We start from the raw sequence: 19,728 nt of genomic DNA, 5'->3' as shown, positions 1-19,728 counted from the left end.
CAGTTCATCCCTTCTTCCGGGCGGCGTCGCCCAGGGTCTCGACAATCAGCGCGAACGACGTCGCGCCCGGGTCGGGCGTACCGACACTCTTCTCGGCGAGCGGTCGCGCCCGCCCCTTGCGCGGGCGCAGCTCGGCCGTGGCCGCGGCCGCACGAGCGGCCTCCGCGGAGGCGTCCGCCCAGGCCCGGCCGGGATCTCCGTCCATCTCGGCGAGGGTCTCCACGAACGGCACGAGCGCGTCCACGATCGTCTTGTCGCCGACGGCGGCACCGCCGAGCGTCTGGATCCTGTCGGCGAAGGCACGGACCGCCGCCAGGACGGTCGCGCCGTCGGGGGCGGACTCGTCGCCGAGGGCCTCGCCCGCGGCACGCAGCGCCGCGCCCCAGAGGACCCCGGAGGTCCCGCCGGCGTTGTCGGCCCACGCGTCACCGGCCAGCGCGACGGTGGAGCCCAGGCCTGCGCCGTCGTCCGCCGCCTCGCGCGCCGCCTCAAGGGCCGCCGTGACGCCCTTGACCATGCCCGCGCCCCGTCGGTCGCCGTCGCCCGCCACGGCGTCGATGCGCCCCCAGCTCGGCCTCCGCTCCGGCGACCGCGGTGTGGACGGCGGCGAGGACGGTGAGCGCCTGCGCGGCCGCGGCCCGCGACTCCGGTGTGCCGGTGACGACGGAGGACGCGTCCTCCAGGTCATCGGCGCTGTCCTCGCCGGCACCTGCCTCGGCCACGACGTTGCCACGGCGGTAGGCGGGGGTGACGGCGGGCGCGAGCCAGAGCTCCTCGAGCTCGTCGTCGAGGTACATGACGGTGAGCGAGACCCCGGCCATGTCCAGGCTCGTGACGAGCTCGCCCACCTCGGGAGCGACGATCTCCAGACCGGCCTCCCGCAGCGCGGGGGCGACGGAGCCCCACAGGACGAAGAGCTCTTCGTTCTTGGTGCTGCCCAGCCCGTTGAGGATGACCGCCACGCGACTCCCGGCGCCGTCCGGCCGCTCGGCGAGCACCTTGTCCACGAGGAGGCGCCCCAGCTCCGACGCGCGCGGGAGCGGCACGTCGGCGATCCCCGGCTCGCCGTGGATCCCCAGACCGAGGCCCATCTTGCCCGCCGGGACGGTGAACAGCGGCGCGTCTGCGCCGGGGAAGGTGCAGCCCGCGAACGCGGTGCCCATGGTCCTCGTCATGGCGTTGGCCTTGCGGCCGAGCCGGACGACCTCGGCGAAGGAGTCGCCGCGTTCGGCGGACGCACCGAGCACCTTGTACACGGTGAAGTCGCCCGCGATCCCCCGCCGGCGGTCCTCCTCGCCGGGAGGGGCGGACGCGATGTCGTCCGTGACGACGACGTTCTCGACCTCGAGCCCCTCGGCACGCAGCTGCTCCGTGGCGATGCCGAAGTTCATGACGTCGCCGGCGTAGTTGCCGTAGGAGAACACCACTCCCCCGCCGGAGCTCGCGGCCCGCGCGACGGTGACCGCACGCTGCGACGACGGCGAGGTGAAGATGTTGCCGACCACGGCGCCGTCACCCATGCCGGTTCCGACGACTCCGGCGAACGCCGGGTAGTGGCCTGATCCGCCCCCGAAGATGACTGCCACCTTGGGCCGTGCGCTCCGGCGGCGTCGGACCACGCCGCCGGGAACCGGCCGGACGAGGTCGGCGTGCGCGTCGCAGAATCCGGCGAGCGCGTCGTCCGCGAATCGCGCCGGCTCGTCGTACAGATAGGTCATGAGATGCCTCCCGGCTGCGTCACCGCCATCTAGGCGATGTACGCGCCACCGTTGATGTTCTGAGTGGTCCCGGTGATGTAGCCCGCGTCCTCGCTGGAGAGGAAGACGATCAGGGCGGCGATGTCGTCCGGCGTGGCCTGGCGGCCCAGGGGGATCGACGCGGAGAGGGCGGCCTCGCGCTCGTCGTCCGTCGCACCCGCACGGATGTCGGTGTCGGCGGCGCCGGGCGAGATCGCGTTGCACGTGATCCCGTAGGGCGCCATCTCCCGCGCGAGCGACCTCGTGAAGCCGAGGATCGCCGCCTTGGCCGCGGAGTAGGGCGTCTTGGAGAAGACGCCGCCGCCCTGCTGCGCGGAGACCGAGGACATGGTCACGACCCGGCCGTACCCGCCGGCGATCATGTCCGGCAGGAACGCCTTGACGGCGAGGAAGGTACCGGTCGAGTTGACCGCGAAGACCCGGTCCCACAGCTCCGGCGTGACCTCGAGGATCGGCACCGGCGAGGGGATCCCGGCGATCGCCGCAACAGCCCCGACCGGGGGCAGGTCCGCGGCGCCGACCGCCGCGTGAAGGGCGTCGACGGACTCGACCGAGGCGACGTCGACCTGCTGGGCCAGCACGGGGACCTGGTACTCGGCGTGGATGGACCGCGCCGCGTCCTGCGCCGCCGCACCGTCGAGGTCTGCCACGACGACGGCCCAGCCCTCACGCGCGTAGCGGCGGGCGGTTGCCCGCCCGATCCCGCGGGCCGACCCGGCACCGGTGACGACAGCGGTGCGCTGCGTGGCGAGCGACAGTTCCATGAATTGCCTTTCCTGAGAGTTGAGCAGCAGATGTCAGAGCAGGGAGGAGATGAGCTCGCCGGCCCGCAGGGCGGCGTCCGGACGGTCCTCGTTGGACACGTCGTCGGTCTCGAGCTCGAGGGAGAACGCACCGTCGTAGCCGGCCGTCCCGAGCCGGGAGAGCGCCGCGGCGAAGTCCACGTCGCCGTTGCCGGGAGTCACGTGGATGTTGCCGGGACGAGCATCCCGGATGTGGACGTGGGCGATCTCGTCGGCGAAGCGGTGGATCCACTCGACCGGCTCGTCGCCGGAGGCGACGACGTGGCTCAGGTCGAGAACCACGCGCACCCCACTTCCTTCGAGCCGTTCGGTGAGCTGACCGGCGCGGTCCATGTCGTAGCAGAGGCGGCCCGAGTGCTGGGACTCCACCCAGACCTCAAGACCACGGGCCGCTGCGAGGGACGCCGCGTGCCGGAGGAATCCCGCGACGCGGTCGAGGTCCGTCCCGAGGTCGGAGATCGTCTCGTGCCCCTGCGACCCGCACGGGAGGACGATCGCCGGGGCCTCCACCTGCTCGGCCAGGTCGAACAGCTGGTCGAGGTGCGCGTCGCGCGCCGCCGCACCGGCGGCGTCGACGTCCTCGTTGAGGTCGCCGACGTCCGCGTTGATCGAGCGCACGCCCAGCCCCGACTCGCGGATGGTCGTAGCCACCTCGCGCACGGCGTCGTCCGTCAGCTCGTACGGCACGTGGTCGCAGACGCCGGGCAGCGCACCTAGGTCGATCTCGCCGAAGCCGAGGCTCCGGATCGTGCCCAGGGCCTCTGCGAGGGGGAGCCTGCGAAACGTGATGCTCGAGCAGACCACTCGGGGGTGAACGGCCATTCGTTCTCCTTAAGAACTCCGTCGTTCGTGTGACCAACGTCCTAACGGGCCGGAACGTTAAGCGTTCTACTGTTCGACTGTCAACACTTGCCAGATCCGCAAGATCCCGGTTCAATTTGACGAGTGAGCACCGAACCCGTGGCGCTGCCGCCATTGCGCGCCCTCAACCTGCGCGACCAGGCGCTCGCCGCCGTGCGGGAAGCGATCGTCATGGGGAACATGCCGCCCGGCACCCACCTCGCGGAGACGCGACTCGCCCAGGACCTGGGCATCAGCCGCGGGACGCTGCGCGAGGCGATGCGGCAGCTGCAGCAGGAGGGGCTCGCCGTCACGGACGGCCGCGGCCGGCTCTACGTCCGGTCGCTCGACGGTCGCACCATCCGGGACACGTTCATCGTCCGCGCGGCCCTGGAGTCTCTCGCGGCGCGGACCGTCGCCGGCCTGCCGGAGCCGGAGCGGACGGAAGCCCTGTCACGGCTGAACGACGCCCTGGCAGAGCTCCGCTCGGCGGAGAGCGAGTCGCTGCCGGCGAGCATCGAGGCGGACCTGACGTTCCACCGGACGCTGTGCGAGGTCTCCGGCAACGTCCCGCTGCTCCAGACGTGGACGCATCTCGAGAACGTTCTGCGAATGTCGATCATGAACGCCGGCGCGGAGCGGGCAAGAACGAACATGTCGGCGGACCGGCACACCGAGGTCATCGAGCTCATCGCGGCGAACTCGCCGGACCTCGAGGCGCGCATGCGGTCGCACATCCTCGCGGTGCTGGGCGATTTCGACCTGCAGGTCGCGGAGTAACTTCCTCCCCCTCCTCGCCATCAGAGGCCCGGTCTCCCGTCGCGGTCGGGACCTGACCCGACGGCAACCGCGCCGACGTGGTGGAGGCGCACCGCGTTGACGGTCCAGCGGCTCCGTCGTCGAGGACGCTGGCCAGGACTGCGCATCCATGGGCATCACTGGGCCGATCTCGTTGCCGTCAACGGGAGGTCTCACTGTTCCTGAACATCCGCCAAGCTCTTCAACCCTCGGGCCCGCGCGTCCTGCGACGGCTTTCTGCGTCGAATCCCCTCCCCTACGGCAGTCGCGAAAGTAACCTGACAGAACCGTCCGCCCGCCGTAGCCGGCGTGCGATCCCGTCGCGAACGGACCATGACCGTGCCACTGCCTGCCGCTCTGTGCCAGCGTCCGCCGACCGCGCCGGACAGTCGCGAGCCCGCACCTGCAGGGGCGGGAGCCGCACGGTGAGGATTCTGCTGGTCACCCACCACTACACGCCCGAGGCGAGTGCACCTCAGCAACGCTGGGAGGCTCTCGTGGCGCGGTTCGTGGCGGCCGGGCACGAGGTGGCAGTTCTCGCGCCGCCGCCCCACTACCCCGGCGGCCGGCTGCACACGCGAGACCCACGGGTCCGCCCGGGCGCCGTCTCGCGGGGGCGGCACGGCGAGATGGTCCACCGTGTGGCCTTCCGGGAGCACGGCCAGGGTCTGTCGTCCCGCGCCTTCGACCAGCTGGTCAGCGCAACCGACGCCGTAAGGGTGGCTCTCACGCGGTTCAGGGGCCGCCACCGGCCCGATCTCGTGGTCGCGACCGCCCCCGCGATTCCCGCGGTCCCGTCAGGGCTGGTGATCGGCGCAGCTCTGAAGGTCCCGGTCGTTCTGGAGATGCGCGACGCCTGGCCGGATCTGCTGCGGTTCCGTCAGGAGTGGGACACGACCACACCGGGGCTCGGAGGGCTCCCGCTCACCCGTGCCGGCGCCTGGATGCTCTCGTTCGCGCTGACCGGGCTGCAGCGCCATGCCGCTGCCGTGGTCACCACGACCGAATCGTTCGCCGACGTCCTCTCTGCCAGGGGCGTCCAGCACGTCCGGACGATCCGCAACGGCGCGCACGGGTGCTCGCTACCGCGTGCCCGCGTCGTCGACCGACCTGGCGAGCTCCGCGTGCTCTACCTCGGCACGGTCGGCCGTCTGCAGGGTCTCGGCACCGCCGTCGCCGCAGCCGCCCGTGCCCGTGCCGCCGGGACACCGGTCCGGTTGCGGATCATCGGCGAGGGGGCCGGCGCAAACGGGCTGCGCGCGCAGGCGCGCCATGCCGGCGCGTCCGTGGAGGTGCTGCCGTCCGTGCCGGCCGCGGAGGTGGCGGCCCATCACGACTGGGCGGACACCGTGCTGGTGAGCCTGCGAGACCTGGAACCTCTCCGCTGGTGCGTGCCGTCGAAGCTCTATGAGCTGCTGGCCGCCGGGCGCCACGTCACCGGTGTCGTCGACGGCGAGTCGGCCGACATCATCCGCTCGACCGGCGCAGGGCACGTGGTCCCGCCAGGTGACGCGGACGCGCTGGCACAGCTCTGGGCACGCCTCCACGCCGACCGCAGTCTGCTCGACGTCGGCCCGGAGGGACGCCGCTGGGCCGCCGTGCACGCGAGCGACGACCAGCTGGCCAAGGACTACCTCGAAGTCCTCCAGGAGGTGGTCCGTGCGTAGAGCGCTCGAGGTCGGGCGACACCTGGTGCTGCTCTGTCGCGCGGCGGCCCGCAACGCGGGCGAGGACCCGCTGCTCCTCGCCGTCCAGGCCGCCCGGCGCTTGCCCCGTCGGTTGGCGGAGCCCGCGGCCCGGGTGATCGGTGCCGGCACCGGCGGGGCCGGGGTCCGCGATGCCCTCGCGGCGTTCGTCGCCGACCGGCCGGACGCCGCGGTCGCGCGGCTGAGCGCGACACCGCGGCCGCGGACGAGGCTGGGGCGACGGCTCGCGTGGGAGCTGGCCGTCCAACTGGGGCTGACCGAGTCCGTCGAGTGCATCGGCGACGAGCGACGGATCGCCGGCGCACGTGGCGGGGAGGACGTTCCCGCGCTGACCCGCGCGCGCGCGGCCTGGCAGCGGGGCGACGTCACCGGGGCAGCGGTCCTCGCGGGACGCGCGCCTGCCGGTGTGCGCTACCGGGAGCGGCTCGAGTCCGAACGGGCAACGATGTTGCCGGGCTTCCGCCTCTCCGCACCGGAGCGGCCCTCCCGTCCACCCAGCAGGTCCGACGAGCCACGGGCGTTGCACCTCCTGACCAACTCGCTGCCGCACACGCGCAGCGGGTACTCCGTCCTCTCCCACTCTGTCCTGCGCTCGCAGCGGCAGGCCGGTATCGCTGTCGAAGCCGTCACCCGGATCGGATACCCGGTCACCGTGGGACTCCCGTTGGCGCGTGGCGCCGACCGGGTCGACGGTGTCACCTACCGGCGCGTCACCCCGGCGTCGCTGGCCGCTGCCCCGGCCGAGCGGCTCGCCCAGATGGTCCGCCACGTCGTGCGCCTGGCCGAGACCTTCCAGCCCACCGTCGTGCACACGACGACCAACTACACCAACGCACTCGTCGCCGAGGCCGTCGCCCGCGCCACCGGGCTGCCGTGGGTGTACGAGGTGCGCGGCCAGCTGGAGAAGACCTGGCTCGCTTCCCGCCCGCCGGCGGAGCGCGACGCGGCGGAAAGGAGCGAGCGATACGGCCTGCTGCGAGCGAAGGAGACCGAGATGGTCCTGGCCGCGGACCACGTCGTCACGCTCAGCGAGACGATGCGCGCCGACCTGCTCGCCCGCGGCGCCGATCCAGCACGGGTCACGGTGGTCCCGCACGCGATCGACTCCCGGCACCTCGCCGCCCCGCTCAGCCCGCCCGAGGCACGCGCCCGCCTGGGGCTGCCCGTCGAGGGGTTCTGGGTCGGATCAGTCAGCTCGCTCGTCGACTACGAGGGCCTCGACATCCTGCTCGACGCCGTCGCCCGCCTCCGCCGGCGCGGGCTCGACGTGCGCGCCGCGATAGTCGGTGACGGCGTCTCTCGCCCCTCGCTCCTCGCGGCGACGCGGCGACTCGGGATCGAGGACGCCTCAGTGCTGCCCGGCCGTGTCCGCCTCGAGAAGGCCGCGCTCTGGCACCGGGCGCTCGACGTCTTCGCCGTCCCACGCCGCGACCTCCCGGTGTGCCGGGCGGTCACTCCCTTGAAGCCGATCGAGGCCATGGCCGCCGGCCGCGCTGTCGTGGCCAGCGACCTGCCCGCCCTCGCCGAGATCATCACGGGCCCCGGCGCGGGCCTCCTGGTCCCGCCCGAGGACGCGAAGGCGTTGGCGGATACCCTCGCCCGGCTCGTGTCCGACCCGCAGCTGCTTACGGAGCTGGCGGAAGCCGGGCGGTCGTACGCGTCCGACCGCACCTGGCACGTCACCGGCAGCGCCTACCGGACCCTCTACGAGAGGTTGAGCGGTGAGTGACCACGAGACCCGACGCGTGACGGAGCTGCCCTCCGCCGATCTCTCAGGGCTGCGGCCCGTCGGCCGCCGCCCACCGTTCGTCTCCTACGTGCGCGGGTTGCTGCAGCGACGCCACTTCATCGTCGCCGACGCGCGCGCCCGCGCCCTCACACGCCACCGCGGCACCCTCCTGAACAATGGCTGGCTGGTGCTGCAGCCGCTTCTCAACGGCGTGACGTTCTACGTCATCTTCGGTCTGCTGCTGCAGACTTCTCGGGGCATCGACAACTTCGTCGGGTACCTGCTCGTCGGGGTGTTCCTGTTCGAGTTCACCTCCCGGTGCCTCAACCAGGGCGCGACCGCGGTGGCCGGCGGGCGCAACCTCGTTCGCGCCTTCACCTTCCCTCGGGCCTCCCTCCCGGTGGCTGTGGTGGTCCGCGAGGCGTTCGGCATGGCGCCGGTGCTCGTCACCATGGCGGTACTCATCCTGGCGGTGCCGCCGCACGCGCCGGTCACGTGGCTGTGGCTCCTGTTTCCCGCGGTACTGGCCCTGCAGACGGTGTTCAACCTCGGCCTCGCCCTCGCCGCGGCACGCGTGACCGCCCAGCTGCCGGACGTGCGCGTGCTGCTGGGATTCGTCACCCGATTCTGGATGTACGGCTCAGCGGTCATGTTCAGCTACGAGCAGTTCGTCGAGGACCCGACCCTGCTCGCCGTCCTCGAGCTCAACCCCGCCTACCTGGTGCTCGACATGTCCCGCGACCTCCTCCTCTACGCCGCGGCACCGACGGCCGACTCGTGGCTCGTGCTGGCGGCCTGGGCCGTGGGCACGTGCGCGTTCGGCCTGTGGTTCTTCTGGCGGGCCGAGGAACGGTACGGCCGTGAGTGACGCACAAGGCACCCCCCACCGTGGCGGTCTCCGACGTGCACGTGCGTTACCGTGCAGCATCGCTGGAGAAAGACGTCTACCCGGGACGCACCGCCACCGCCCGCACCGTCGACCGGCTGCTCGGCCGTCCACCGACCGTCAGTGTCCGCGCACTCGGCGGAGTCTCGTTCGTCGCCCGCTCGGGCGAGTCGATCGGGGTCATCGGCCGCAACGGCTCAGGCAAGAGCACGCTGCTGCGCATCCTCGCCGGACTTGAGCCACCTTCTCGCGGCACGGTCCTGGCGGAGTCCACGCCCGTGCTCCTCGGCGTCAACCCCGCCCTCGTGCCCGACCTGTCGGGGGAGCAGAACGTCCGGCTGGGACTGCTGGCGATGGGCAGGTCCCCCGCCGAGGTTGACCGACTCCTGCCGGACGTCGTCGCACTCGCGGGCCTCGGCAAGGCGATCTACCTGCCCATGCGCACCTACTCGTCCGGCATGGGCTCCCGCCTCCGGTTCGCCGTCGCCGCCGCGGCAGAACCGCGCATCCTCCTCATCGACGAGGCCCTCGCCACCGGGGACGCCTCCTTCCGCGAGCGCAGCGAGCGGCGCATGGACGAGCTGCGAGCCCAGGCCGGCACGGTCTTCCTCGTATCGCACGCCGCGCAGACCGTCGAGGAGACGTGCACCCGGGCCATCTGGCTCGAGGGGGGCAAGGTGGTCGCCGACGGACCGGCGGCCGAGACGGCGCGGCGCTACCGGGTCTGGACCTGGCGGCTGGCGCACGGCCGGCAGGAGGAGGCCGACGCCATCCTGGCCGCCACCAGGGCGACGTACGCCCCGCCGCTCGTTCCGGTGACCTGAGGACTACGCCGGGAGTGTCACCACGGACTCTTCGCCCCACAGACCGCGGGTGTCGACGACGTTTTTCCCCATCAGGTCGGGCCGCGGAAGCGTCCGGAACGCAGAATGGTCCACGAGTACCACCACCACGTCGGCCGCCTCGACGGCGGCCACGACGTCGGACATGACGACGTTCGGCCTTCCGAGCAGGGACGCCGGCAGGACGTCGATGTGCGGCTCGACGGCCAGGATCCGCGCCTGGCGCAACTCGTCGGCGAGCCGCTCGACGATCCGCAGAGCGGGCGACTCACGCAGGTCGTCGACGTCGGCCTTGAAGGACAGGCCCAGCACCGCGACGGTCGGCCGGGCGTGCTGCCCGGCGAGGGCCACGACCTGCGTCACCACGTGGTCCGACTTCGCGTCGTTGACCTCGCGTGCGGTGCGGATGAGCCGTGCCTGCTCCGGGGCCGCGGAGACGATGAACCAGGGATCGACCGCGATGCAGTGCCCGCCGACGCCTGGGCCCGGCTGGAGGATGTTGACGCGCGGGTGCCGGTTGGCGAGCGCGATCACCTCCCAGACGTCCACGCCGAGGCGCTCAGCCACGAGGGAGAGCTCGTTCGCGAAAGCGATGTTGACGTCGCGGAAGGAGTTCTCCGCGAGCTTGGCCAGCTCGGCCGTGCGGGCGTCCGTGAGCAGCAGCTCAGCGTCGCAGAACGTGGCATACAGGTCCCGGGCACGCGCCGCGGCGTCGGGGGTGATACCACCGATGATGCGGTCATTGGTGACGAGCTCGACCATGATCCGGCCCGGCAGCACACGCTCGGGGCAGTGCGCGAATCCCACGACGGGGCGTCCCCCCTCGCCGTGCAGCGACAGGTCCGGGCGCGCCCCCAGGATCCGGTCGGCGATCCGCTGCGTCGTCCCCGGCGGTGACGTGGACTCGAGGATGACGAGCTCGCCTCCGCGCAGGACGCCGGCGATAGCGTCCGTGGCCGCGTCGATCCAGGACAGGTCGGCATGGTGGTCGTCGTCGAACGGAGTCGGTACGGCGACGATGTAGACGTCCGCCTGCGGCGTCTGGCGCTGGGCGGTGAGCAGCCCCTTGCTCACGGCACCGGCCACGTGGGTGGCGAGGTCCGGCTCGACGAAAGGCACCTCACCACGGCTGACTGCCTCGACATGCCTGGCGTTGATGTCCACGCCGATCACACGCATGCCCTGCCGCGCGAGCATCGCAGCGGTGGGCAGACCGATGTAGCCGAGCCCGACGACCGCGACGGTCCGGTCCTCAGTACGCATGGGTCTTCTCCTCGATCATCACGTGCGTCAGGCTCAGGCCGTAGTGGTGGACGTGCGCGCCGGCCAGGAGCTCGGCGTCGCTCACGTCCCACGTGTGGCCGGCGGCAGAGCGGACCTGGACGAAGCTGAACCGGTCGGCCGAGTACACGCGGGCACCGGCGCGGACGGCCCCCCGGAGGAACCCGGTGTCCTCCCCGCGCCCGACGACGGGAAACGGGTGCGCGGCCGCCACCTCGCGCCGGGTCACGATGGTCGGCCCCGTCACCAGATCGGTGAAGCGGTGCTCGCGCTCGGGGTACCGCACGATCGTCACGTCGCGGGAAGCCAGGTGGAGGTAATGGGCCTGCTTGCCGACGACGTCGGCGCCCGAGAAGTCGAGGGCGTGCAGCTGGTCGGAGAGGTAGTGGCGGCCGTAGCGGTCGTCGTCGTCCATCTTGGCGACGACGTCACCGGAGGCCGCCCGGACCAGCCGGTTCAGGCACTCGCCCAGGAGAACGTCGCGGCCCGCGGTGAGAATCTCGACGTCCGTGAGCCCGAGGTCGGCGGCACGTGCCCGGACCTCGGCGGCGCGGACGTCGTACCCGTGCGTGAGGAGCACCAGCTCAGGCGTGACGTCGACCTGGGCGGCGGCCGTGGCGAGCAGGTCTCCGAGCCGGCTCGGCCGTGCGGTGGCGGCGAGGATGGAGACGCTCGGGCGCCTCAGGCGATGTCCCTCGATACCGACGATGTCGAGGACGTGGTCAGCGCGGTGGGCATAGGTGTGCCGGGACCAGATCCGGCGCTGGCCGAGGTGGGTCATGCGATCGCGCAGCTCGGGGCTGCGCACGAGCGCCCGCACCGTGTTGGCCGCCTCGGCCTGCTCGCTGACGACGGCGACCGCATCCTCGGGAAGGAAGGTGACCACCGCCCGGGCGGGCGTCGTGACCACCGGGGTGCCGGAGGCGGTGACCTCGAGGATGCGGCGGGCGCACATGCTCGGCGATTCGGTCACGGTGTTGACGTTCAGGAAGACCTTGTAGGCGCGGTAGGCGCTGAGCATCCGGGAGTAGTCGAGCGAGCCGACCACCCGCCGGCTCAGCGGGCGAGGGAACTGGTATCGGTCCTCGCCGCCGAGGAAGCGGGAGAAGATCTCGAGCCCGTGCTCCATCCGGTCGCCGGCCGCGGCAGCAGCACCGAGGAGCAGGTCCAGGTGAGCGCGCCGCTCGGGGAACTTGTCGGCGAAATAGGTGCCCGCGAAGGCGACGTCACGCTCCTGGTGCCCGCGCCCCGGGCGGACCGGGTTGTGGATCGCGGGCTGGGCGGCGAAGGGCAGGACACCGACGCGCTCGTGCCCGAGGTCGCGCACGTAGTCGGGCAGACGGGTGACGTCCGTGGTCAGGACGTGGTCGAAGAGCCGGGCTGCGGGCAGGAAGTCGGCGTAGTGCACCGGGTCTTCCTTGTTCCAGAACACCGTGGGGACGCCCTGCGCGCGGCACCACGCGACCAGCTCTCGAAGGGGCTCCCTCGGCGCGGTAGGCCCGGTGAGGTGGTACTGCCAGGCGCCGTCGGTGCCGTGCCAGGCGGACTCCACGAAGAGGAGGTCGACGCCGTCGGCGAGCTGCTCGCGCCAGCCGTCCGGCGTGACTTCGATCTGCTGCCACTCGAAGCGGAAGGCAAGACGGGAGAAGTCGTCGAGGACGACGGCTGCGCGCACCGGCCGCCGGGGCGTGCGCTCCGGCACGGTCCACGGAGCGAACATCGGAAGCTCGCTGTCGCTGTCGCTCGACGTGCAGGGCGCTGTCGTGACGTGCCTCCCCCGCAGGACGTCGGAGAACTGGGCAGCACGAACGCGGTCCAGGTGGGTGCGCAGCTGCGTCGGGCCGCCACGTCGGAGATGCCACAGCGCCCGACGCAAGGTCGTTCCACGGGGCATTTCAGCCTGCCAGCACGTCGGCCGGGGCGATCGCACTGGACGCGGGCGCAGCGGGCGCTGGAGCCGGAACGGGAGCGGCGAAGTCGGGCAGACGGGCCCCGACGCCGAGGTGCGCCTCGAGGGCGGCGCGGACGCGTCTCGCGGCCCGCCCGTCGCCGTAGGGATTCTCGGCGCCGACCATGCGGGCGTACGCCGAGCCGTCGGTGACGAGACGGCTGGTCTCCTCGACGATCCGCTCCTCGTCGGTCCCCACCAGCCTGACGGTCCCGGCCTGGACGGCCTCTGGGCGTTCGGTGGTGTCCCGCAGCACGAGCACGGGCTTGCCAAGTCCGGGGGCCTCCTCCTGGATGCCGCCCGAGTCGGTCAGGACTATCCGGCACGCGGCGAGCAGGCGGGTGAACTCCCCGTACGGCAGCGGCTCGGTGACCAGGACGTTGGGCAGGTCGGCCAGTTGCGGCAGGACAGCTCCGCGGACCACGGGATTGCGGTGCAGCGGCAGGACGACGGACCAGTCGCCGAACTGCTTCGCCAGGCGGCGCACGGCTCTGGCGACGGCGGCCAGGCCCGAGTCCCACGACTCACGGCGGTGCATCGTGACGAGGAGAAGGGGGCGGCCGGTGCCGAGCACCTCGTTCAGCGCCGGATCTGTCATGGCCACGTTCTGGGAGGCGGTGTGAACCAGCGCATCGATGACGGTGTTCCCGGTGACGGCGATCGAGGCCGCCGCGATGCCCTCGAGCAGGAGGTTGGCCTTCGCGGAACTGGTTGGCGCCAGGTGCAGACCGGCGACCTGGCTGACGAGGCGCCTGTTGGCCTCCTCGGGAAAGGGTGAGCCGATGTCACCCGTTCGCAACCCGGCCTCCAGGTGGACCACGGGCACCTGGCGGTTGAACGCGACGATGGCGGCCGCCGCCGCCGTGGACGTGTCGCCCTGCACGAGTACGGCGTCAGGACGCTCGGCAGCGACCACGGGGTCGAGCCTGGTGAAGATCTTCGACATCAGGGCGTTGAGCGTCTGTCCGGCCGCGAAGACGTCGAGATCGTGGTCGGGCACGATGCCGAAGACGTGCTGGACCTGGCCGAGCATCTCGCGGTGCTGACCGGTGGAGACGGTGACGGTGGTCAGCACCGGGGACTCTTCGAGCGCACGGACGACCGGGGCCACCTTGATGGCCTCGGGACGCGTGCCGTAGACGGTCATCACCTTGTGCGGCATGGCCTGCTCCAACCGGGTCGAGCCAGCCCGACTGCTCCGCCAGGGGGTGCGCCGGATCGACGCGGCGGACGGGGTTGGTCTCGGACATTAGCGGGGCGGCAATTCCGGTATGAGGGTTTTCGGAACGGCAGTTCCGGCCAGCTGAAAAGCCAAAATAGAGCCGCCCCGCGTGCGACACTCCAGCGGTGAAGGACGGGCCGGGAACCTCGGGGAGGATGCCCGTGACCCAGCGCGTCCGCGCCCTGCTGTACGGCAGCTGCGTCTCACGCGACGCTTTTCAGCATCTCGGCGGCGGCTACGAACTCCTGCAGTACGTCGCCCGACAGTCGCTGATCAGCGCCATGTCCCCCGCTGCTGTGCTGCCCGCCCAGCCGTCCCTCGTCTCCCCGTTCCAGGAGCGCATGGTGCGCGACGACGTGGCGTCGACGGCGCCATCGGTGCTGCTGGACCGAGCCGACGACATCGACCTTCTCGTTCTCGACCTCGTCGACGAGCGTCTCGGGGTGGTCGTGCTCCCGGAAGGCGGCTACGCGACCCGGTCCCAGGAACTTCTCGACTCCGGTGTGCTGGAGGCACTGTCCGCCCCGCCCCGACGGATCGACTTCGGCGAGGCGCAGCACCTCGCGCTCTTCACGGAGGCGGCGTCCCGCTTCGTCGACCTGCTTCGCGACACCGGGCTGCTCGCCCGCACGCTCCTGGTCGACGCGACGTTCGCCGCCGTGACCGAGTCCGGCGTCCGTGCTCCGCTCTGGCGCGGTCAGCCGGCCGAGGCGTGGAACCGCCGCTACCGCGCGTACGTCGAGGTGCTGCGCGACGCCGGAATCCGCACTCACACCGTCGAGCACGCGGTCGCCGGCGACGCGCACCGATGGGGCCCGGCCGCCTTCCACTACGCGCCGACCGTGTACACGGAGATCGTCCGTGCCATCGGCACGGTGATTTCGGAGCGGTCTGATGTCCAACAGGACCCGCCGGTGGGCCCGGCGCCCTACCATCCATCTGGTCGGCACACCGACACCGCCGACGCCCGACCGGCGCAGCGGGCCAGGGGCGAAGGAGCTGGGATGTCGTCGGTGACCAGGACGGGTGAGCACCGCGAACTGCACTTCGCCGTGCTCGCCGACGCCCTGGTGCACCCCCACGTGCCGGGCATCCCGCGCCTCGGTGTCGCGGAGTTCCCGGGGGCGCCGTCCTTTCTGCCAGACCTGCGTCACTCCCCCGAGCGCCAGGCACCGATTCCGGGCAGCCAGCCGGAGGCGAAGGCTGACCACGAACCGGACTCGTCCCGCGCCACCTATCTTCCCGGCCGGTACTACTACCTCGGTACCGCGGACCGGCACTTCGGCCACTTCGCTGTCGAGTCCACGAGCCGGCTGTGGCATCTGCTCGCCTTCGGCCTCGACGGGCGGACGCCCCTCCTCGTGCCGCACCGCCTGCTCAGCCAGGTTGACTCCTTCGGCTGGGAAGACCTCAAGGGCTGGCAGCGTGACCTGCTCGCCGAGTTCGGCGTACCCGAACCGGTCGTGGTCTCGGACCCGGTGGTGGTCGAGGACCTTCTCGTGCCTCAGCAGGGCGCGCTGCTCTTCTCGGACTACCACGCTCCTGCGCACCAGGACCTCTTCTACCGGCACGACACGGACCGGCGCGGGATCCGCCGCAGCGATCGCAAGTTCTTTCTCCGCCGGCCGGTGACGCGGGGCAAGGGTCGGGTGGCGGGTGAGGACTATCTCGCGGGCTACCTGGGCGGTTTCGGATACGAGACCGTGGCACCCGAAGAATTTCCCGTCGCGGATCAGCTCGCCATGGTTCGCGATGCAAGCCATGTGGTCGGCGCGCAAGGTTCGGCCTTCCACCTGTTCAACCTGCTCGGGCGCTCCCGCACCGACGTACTGCTGCTCCAGAGGCTGAGCGACTTCTCGTCCGCCGCCTTCGTCAAGACCCTCAAGCCGTACGTCGGCCGGCTCGAGCTGTGCCCGCCGAGCACTCGACTGGCGAGCACGTTCAGCTCCGCCCAGGACCTCACCTTCCTCGACACGCGGGAGACGCTGCAGCGGCTGGCCGGCTTCGACCCTGCTGTCGCCCCCAGATCAGTTCGACCACGGGGCCTTCTACGAGGCCGTTGTCGCCGATCTCGACGGCTGGGCGAGAGCCGCCTGATGGACCACACGGTTGTCACGCCTCCGGAGCGGGACCTAAGGCACGGCGCAGCCGTCCACCGCTGGGACGCCGTCGATTCCGTCCGGGTGAGCGACGAGGACCGGCAGCGGCACGTCGTCGCTTCCGGGGGATCCGGCCACCTCCCGCTCGACGGGCTGCTCGTTCGGCGGAACTCGGACGCTCTCGTCGTCTCCCTGCACGGTGCGCTCGAGCGTTCGCTCTACGAGCTGCCCCGCTTCGAAAGGCTCACCACCCTCGCGGCCGGCCGGGCAGAGAACCTGCTGTTCCTCGCCGACACCACCCTTGGACTTCGCAGCGATCTCAACCTCGCTTGGTACGTCGGCACCGAGTCCGACAACCTCACGGCGCGTTATGCCAAGTACATCGCCAGCCTCGCCGAGCAGACCGGCGTTCGCCGGCTGGTGCTCGTCGGCATCTCGGGCGGCGGGTTCGCCGCCCTGGCGCTCAGCCACATGCTCCCGGGCTCGGTAGCGCTCGCGATCTCGCCGCAGACGCGGATCGGGGTCTACGAGGAATGGGCGTACGAACGGTTCATCGAGACGGCGTTCCCCGCCGCGGCCTCCTACGAAGAGGTCGAGGCGTCGTTCCCCCGAGCGCCTCGACCTCCGGTACTCGTACGTGCTTCGCCCGCTGCGCAGCTCGTTCTGGTACGTCCAGAACTCTGGCGACGTCACGCACGTCGAGCGGCATTTCCGGCCGTTCGCCCGGGCGCTGGGCGTCGATGACAGCGGCGGAGCGACGCCGTGCGGGCGGGGCCGGTTCCTGCTGGAGGACCATGGGTCCGGGCATTGCTCGCCCGGCCAGGAGCGATTCCGTCAGCTGCTCGACGAGGCGGTCGCCAGCGCGTAGGGCAGGTGCCCAGCGCCATCGGTGACGGACCGGATCGCGTCCGCCAGCGCGTCAAGGTCGCCGACGTCGACGAGCTTGAGCTCGCCGCCGGCCGTCCTGTGCTCGCTCAGCGCCCCCACCGCGTAGGCGACTGCCGGCAGGCCGCAGTGCATCGCCTCGAGCACGCCGTAGCCGAAGGACTCGGCCAGCGACGTGCTGCAGAAGGTGCCGCCGGCCCGCGCAGCCGCCCTGTAGACAGCGGCCATGCGCGCCTGGTCAAGGTTCATGTGCAGAGACACGCGGTCCTCGAGGCGGAAGTACGCGACCTCGGAGAGGAACTGCGCCATGCGGTCCGGGTCATGCTCGAGGCTGACCACGACGACCCCCACGAACTCTGTCGGCAGCAGCGACATCAGCCGCAGGAAGTCGCGGAAGTTCTTCCCCTTGTCGAACCGGCCCACCCACACGAGCGGTCGCTGCCCCGGGCCACACACCGGCATCGCGGCACCGTCCGGGCGGAACGTGGCTGTGTCGACGAGGTTGGGCACCACCATCACCGCACCGCGGTGACGGTGCGGGAGCTGGCCGCGCACCATGTCGGCGAGATACTCACTCGGCACGCGCACGCCGGCCAGGCGATCAATGTCGAGCGCAGCGAGCTCGGTGCTGATGATCTCGCGCGTGGAGGTGTGGAACTCGTAGAAGACGGGCACATCGGTGCGTCCCGCGACCGTGCTGGCCAGGTCGGGCAGAGAGGTGACAGAGACGTCGGCATAGGGCACGTTGGTCAGGGCGTACTGGACGAAGGCGGCTATACGGCCCTTGTGAACGACGCGGAGGTCCACGTTGGGCAGGCCGGCGAAAGTGGCGCGCCCGCCGCGATCCTGCGTGAAGACGAGGTCGTGCCGGACGCCGGGCTCGTGAGCGGCGCGAGCCTTGAGTACCGTGCTCATACCGCCGGCGCTGCAGTTCGTGTACACGCTCAGGCGTCGGACCGGCTCAGCCACGGCTCCCCCAGGTCTGGATCATGGTGGCGGCGCGCGCCTGCCACGTGGCGGTCGCGAGATACGCCTCGACGGTGGCGCTCTTGTCGGCGGTGTCCGCGAGCGCCGCTGCCACGCAGCCGTCGAACTCCTCTGCGCCGCGGTAGACCCACGTGGCGGGCGCCGAGCGCACGGCTCCCATCTCGGCGGTGACCGTACGCAGCCCGAGCGCCAGGTACTCGTACAGCTTGTTGGGGTCGACGGCGGAGGTCAGCGGCGAGGGCAGGAACGGGATCAGTCCAACCTTCCACTCCCCCACGACGTCCAGCAGCTCCGCGTGGCTGCGGGGTCCGAGGTAGGCCACGTTGTCCGGCAGAGCCAGGTCCTCCGGGATGCCGTGCCCGACGATCTCGACCTCGACGCCGGGGTTGCGCTCGGCCCATCGGGTCAGAAGTGGCCAGTCGAACCACGACGCCGTCAGGTGGCCGACGTAGCCGACCTTGCGGGTACTTTCGCGCCTCGCCATGGCCTCCGGCGTGCGCAGGGCGGCTGCGCGCACCACGAGCTCGCTCGCGACTGCGTTGGGGACGACCACGGCACGCCGGTCCTGGGAGCGCGTGAGGACATCCATCTTGCGGGCGAGCCGCGGGCTGACGGTCACCACATGGTCTGCTCGTCCCGCGACGCGCGCCTCAAGTTCAGGCCGGTACCACGACGAGTACCCGACTCGGTTGAACTCCTCCATGTCGTCCCGCACCTCGTACACAGCGGTCCAGCCGGCCGCGCGGAGTGTGTCCACGGCGGCGACGGCGTGGAGGCCGGGAAAGGAGGAACACACGTAGACGTTGTGGTGGCCGCGGCGCTCCACCGCTGCGTCGAGGAATGCCGTGAACTCAGACCGCGGGAACTGCCGCACACGCTCGGAGACATGGCTGTCGTTGTCCTGCAGGGAGCCGAACGGGAAGAAAATCACCCACCACCCGGCCGCCGCGTACTCGAGGGCCAGGCGGTTAGGCCGCAGCGACAGGGTCTTGTGGCCGAGTGCGGGTGCCGTGGTGTCGAGGACGACGACGGACGCGTCCGCCGGGATGCTGCGAACGTACTCGGCGACCGCGCTGGCGGCCGGAGCCGCCGCGGGTCCGACCGCCAGATCGGGTTCACCCGCGAGGTGGACGGGCTCGGCCTTCTTCCACTGGACACCCTCGACGGTCAGCGCGCAGGCCTCCGGCGGGACGTCGAGCTGGACGTCCGTGACCGCAGGCGCACCAACCCCCTGCTCCAGGTAGTGATAGGCGCCGAGGACCGGATGCATCGGCAGATCGCCCGCTGGCAGGACGACGCCGCCGGCGGCGTCGCGGAAGGTGAACGTCACGAGCGCGGCGCGCTCCGAACCGGCGCGGCCCTCGGCCCGAAAGGTCGCGTGGATCCTCGCGGCGTGGGTGACGGCGAGCGTGCGGCTCCACCGAGCCACCGGGGTACCGTCCAGCGGGTCGACCTCCGTGGCGTCGGCGTGACTCCCGTGGTCGAGCTGTGCGGCGGGGGGGCGCGGCGCTCACCTGGGCCGGATCGTTCGTCACCGGGGCGGGCGCGTCCGCACCGTGTCCGAGTCGTGCACCGGGACGCTCCCGGAAGCGGCCGGTCCGGCGTCTCGCCCGTGGGTAGCCGCAGAGAGGCGCGTAGGTGCGCGACGGATCAGGCGCAGCGGGGCAAGGACCGCCCGTCCGGTGCGCATGGTGCGGGAGGAGCGAAGTGCCTGGAGCTGGCGGCGAAGCTCACGGAGCTCGGCCTCTGGCCCGTCGTTGTGGGGCAGTGGCGGTGGAGCGGAAGGGGGCCGCTCGCCGTTCGACACCATGGTGAAGGTCTCTCTGGTGCTCGGGGGCGGAAATGGGGCGGATCGCTCCGCCGTCGTCCCGCCGATCGTATGGGGACCTGGCGGACGGCGGACCGTTTCGGAACGCGAAGGTCCCGGCCCGGCCTGATCGGGGGT

General features: G+C 71.5%; 13 protein-coding genes and 1 pseudogene. 6 read left to right on the top strand and 8 right to left on the bottom strand.

Annotation, left to right across the window (positions count from 1 at the left end; genetic code table 11):
• Positions 1–4: 4 nt before the first annotated feature.
• The 3 genes and pseudogenes from DA06_RS01235 to DA06_RS01225 all read right to left on the bottom strand — a co-directional run bounded on the left by DA06_RS01235 (position 5) and on the right by DA06_RS01225 (position 3,382).
• Positions 5–1,718 (bottom strand): annotated as a pseudogene (locus DA06_RS01235) (dihydroxyacetone kinase family protein).
• Positions 1,719–1,747: 29 nt separating this feature from the next.
• Positions 1,748–2,521 carry an SDR family NAD(P)-dependent oxidoreductase gene (locus tag DA06_RS01230; RefSeq protein WP_043496737.1) on the bottom strand — a complete coding sequence of 258 codons (774 nt, stop codon included), beginning with the start codon at positions 2,519–2,521 and terminating at the stop codon, positions 1,748–1,750.
• 33 nt (positions 2,522–2,554) lie between these two features.
• Complete coding sequence (locus tag DA06_RS01225; protein ID WP_043496736.1) at positions 2,555–3,382, bottom strand: sugar phosphate isomerase/epimerase family protein; 828 nt, start codon at positions 3,380–3,382, stop codon at positions 2,555–2,557.
• 123 nt (positions 3,383–3,505) lie between these two features.
• Between DA06_RS01225 and DA06_RS01220 the strand changes: the two genes are divergently transcribed.
• From DA06_RS01220 to DA06_RS01200, 5 genes are all read left to right on the top strand, one after another.
• Entirely contained in the window at positions 3,506–4,180 is a 675-nt protein-coding gene (locus tag DA06_RS01220; protein ID WP_418606727.1) for a GntR family transcriptional regulator, read from the top strand.
• Between the two features lie 443 nt (positions 4,181–4,623).
• Positions 4,624–5,865: a glycosyltransferase family 4 protein gene (locus tag DA06_RS01215; protein ID WP_043496735.1), complete on the top strand. Its 1,242-nt coding sequence runs from the start codon at positions 4,624–4,626 to the stop codon at positions 5,863–5,865.
• Entirely contained in the window at positions 5,858–7,633 is a 1,776-nt protein-coding gene (locus DA06_RS01210) for a glycosyltransferase family 4 protein (protein WP_043496734.1), read from the top strand. Before DA06_RS01215 ends, DA06_RS01210 begins: the two co-directional genes overlap by 8 nt.
• Complete coding sequence (locus tag DA06_RS01205; protein WP_043496733.1) at positions 7,626–8,501, top strand: ABC transporter permease; 876 nt, start codon at positions 7,626–7,628, stop codon at positions 8,499–8,501. Before DA06_RS01210 ends, DA06_RS01205 begins: the two co-directional genes overlap by 8 nt.
• A 20-nt stretch (positions 8,502–8,521) precedes the next feature.
• Positions 8,522–9,343 carry an ABC transporter ATP-binding protein gene (locus DA06_RS01200; RefSeq protein WP_418606726.1) on the top strand — a complete coding sequence of 274 codons (822 nt, stop codon included), beginning with the start codon at positions 8,522–8,524 and terminating at the stop codon, positions 9,341–9,343.
• Between the two features lie 3 nt (positions 9,344–9,346).
• Here the strand turns inward: DA06_RS01200 and wecC are convergent, their stop codons facing one another.
• The 3 genes from wecC to wecB form a co-directional block, all read right to left on the bottom strand.
• A complete protein-coding gene (gene wecC, locus DA06_RS01195) occupies positions 9,347–10,624 on the bottom strand; it encodes a UDP-N-acetyl-D-mannosamine dehydrogenase (RefSeq protein WP_043496731.1) in 1,278 nt (425 codons plus the stop codon).
• Positions 10,614–12,362 carry a glycosyltransferase family protein gene (locus tag DA06_RS01190; RefSeq protein ID WP_418606725.1) on the bottom strand — a complete coding sequence of 583 codons (1,749 nt, stop codon included), beginning with the start codon at positions 12,360–12,362 and terminating at the stop codon, positions 10,614–10,616. The genes wecC and DA06_RS01190 overlap by 11 nt, the downstream gene beginning before the upstream one ends.
• A gap of 175 nt (positions 12,363–12,537) precedes the next feature.
• Positions 12,538–13,752 carry a non-hydrolyzing UDP-N-acetylglucosamine 2-epimerase gene (gene wecB / locus DA06_RS01185; protein ID WP_052436211.1) on the bottom strand — a complete coding sequence of 405 codons (1,215 nt, stop codon included), beginning with the start codon at positions 13,750–13,752 and terminating at the stop codon, positions 12,538–12,540.
• A gap of 221 nt (positions 13,753–13,973) precedes the next feature.
• On the opposite strand from wecB, the gene DA06_RS01180 reads away from it, so the two are divergent.
• Positions 13,974–16,655 (top strand): DUF6270 domain-containing protein, encoded by a 2,682-nt coding sequence (locus DA06_RS01180; protein WP_418606724.1) that lies wholly within the window; start codon positions 13,974–13,976, stop codon positions 16,653–16,655.
• A gap of 90 nt (positions 16,656–16,745) precedes the next feature.
• On the opposite strand, the gene DA06_RS01175 is transcribed toward DA06_RS01180, so the two are convergent.
• Both DA06_RS01175 and DA06_RS01170 read right to left on the bottom strand, forming a co-directional pair.
• Positions 16,746–17,711, bottom strand: coding sequence for a glycosyltransferase family 4 protein (locus DA06_RS01175; RefSeq protein ID WP_043496727.1), 966 nt, complete (start codon positions 17,709–17,711; stop codon positions 16,746–16,748).
• A 46-nt stretch (positions 17,712–17,757) separates the two neighbouring features.
• The gene (locus tag DA06_RS01170; protein ID WP_052436209.1) at positions 17,758–19,212 is read right to left on the bottom strand and encodes a hypothetical protein; all 1,455 of its coding nucleotides are present in this window, start codon (positions 19,210–19,212) and stop codon (positions 17,758–17,760) included.
• Positions 19,213–19,728: the final 516 nt, after the last annotated feature.

Source organism: Georgenia sp. SUBG003, assembly GCF_000715355.2.
In the GTDB taxonomy this organism is placed as follows: Bacteria; Actinomycetota; Actinomycetes; order Actinomycetales; family Actinomycetaceae; genus Georgenia.
Note: the sequence above shows the minus strand (reverse complement) of the source record. Positions and strands in the feature narration are given on the sequence as shown.

Coding starts and splice junctions, on each gene's coding strand:
- DA06_RS01190 (WP_418606725.1), bottom strand. CDS start 12,362: ATGTTCGCTCCGTGGACCGTGCCGGAGCGCACGCCCCGGCGGCCGGTG.
- DA06_RS01230 (WP_043496737.1), bottom strand. CDS start 2,521: ATGGAACTGTCGCTCGCCACGCAGCGCACCGCTGTCGTCACCGGTGCC.
- wecB (WP_052436211.1), bottom strand. CDS start 13,752: ATGCCGCACAAGGTGATGACCGTCTACGGCACGCGTCCCGAGGCCATC.
- DA06_RS01225 (WP_043496736.1), bottom strand. CDS start 3,382: ATGGCCGTTCACCCCCGAGTGGTCTGCTCGAGCATCACGTTTCGCAGG.
- DA06_RS01175 (WP_043496727.1), bottom strand. CDS start 17,711: ATGAGCACGGTACTCAAGGCTCGCGCCGCTCACGAGCCCGGCGTCCGG.
- wecC (WP_043496731.1), bottom strand. CDS start 10,624: ATGCGTACTGAGGACCGGACCGTCGCGGTCGTCGGGCTCGGCTACATC.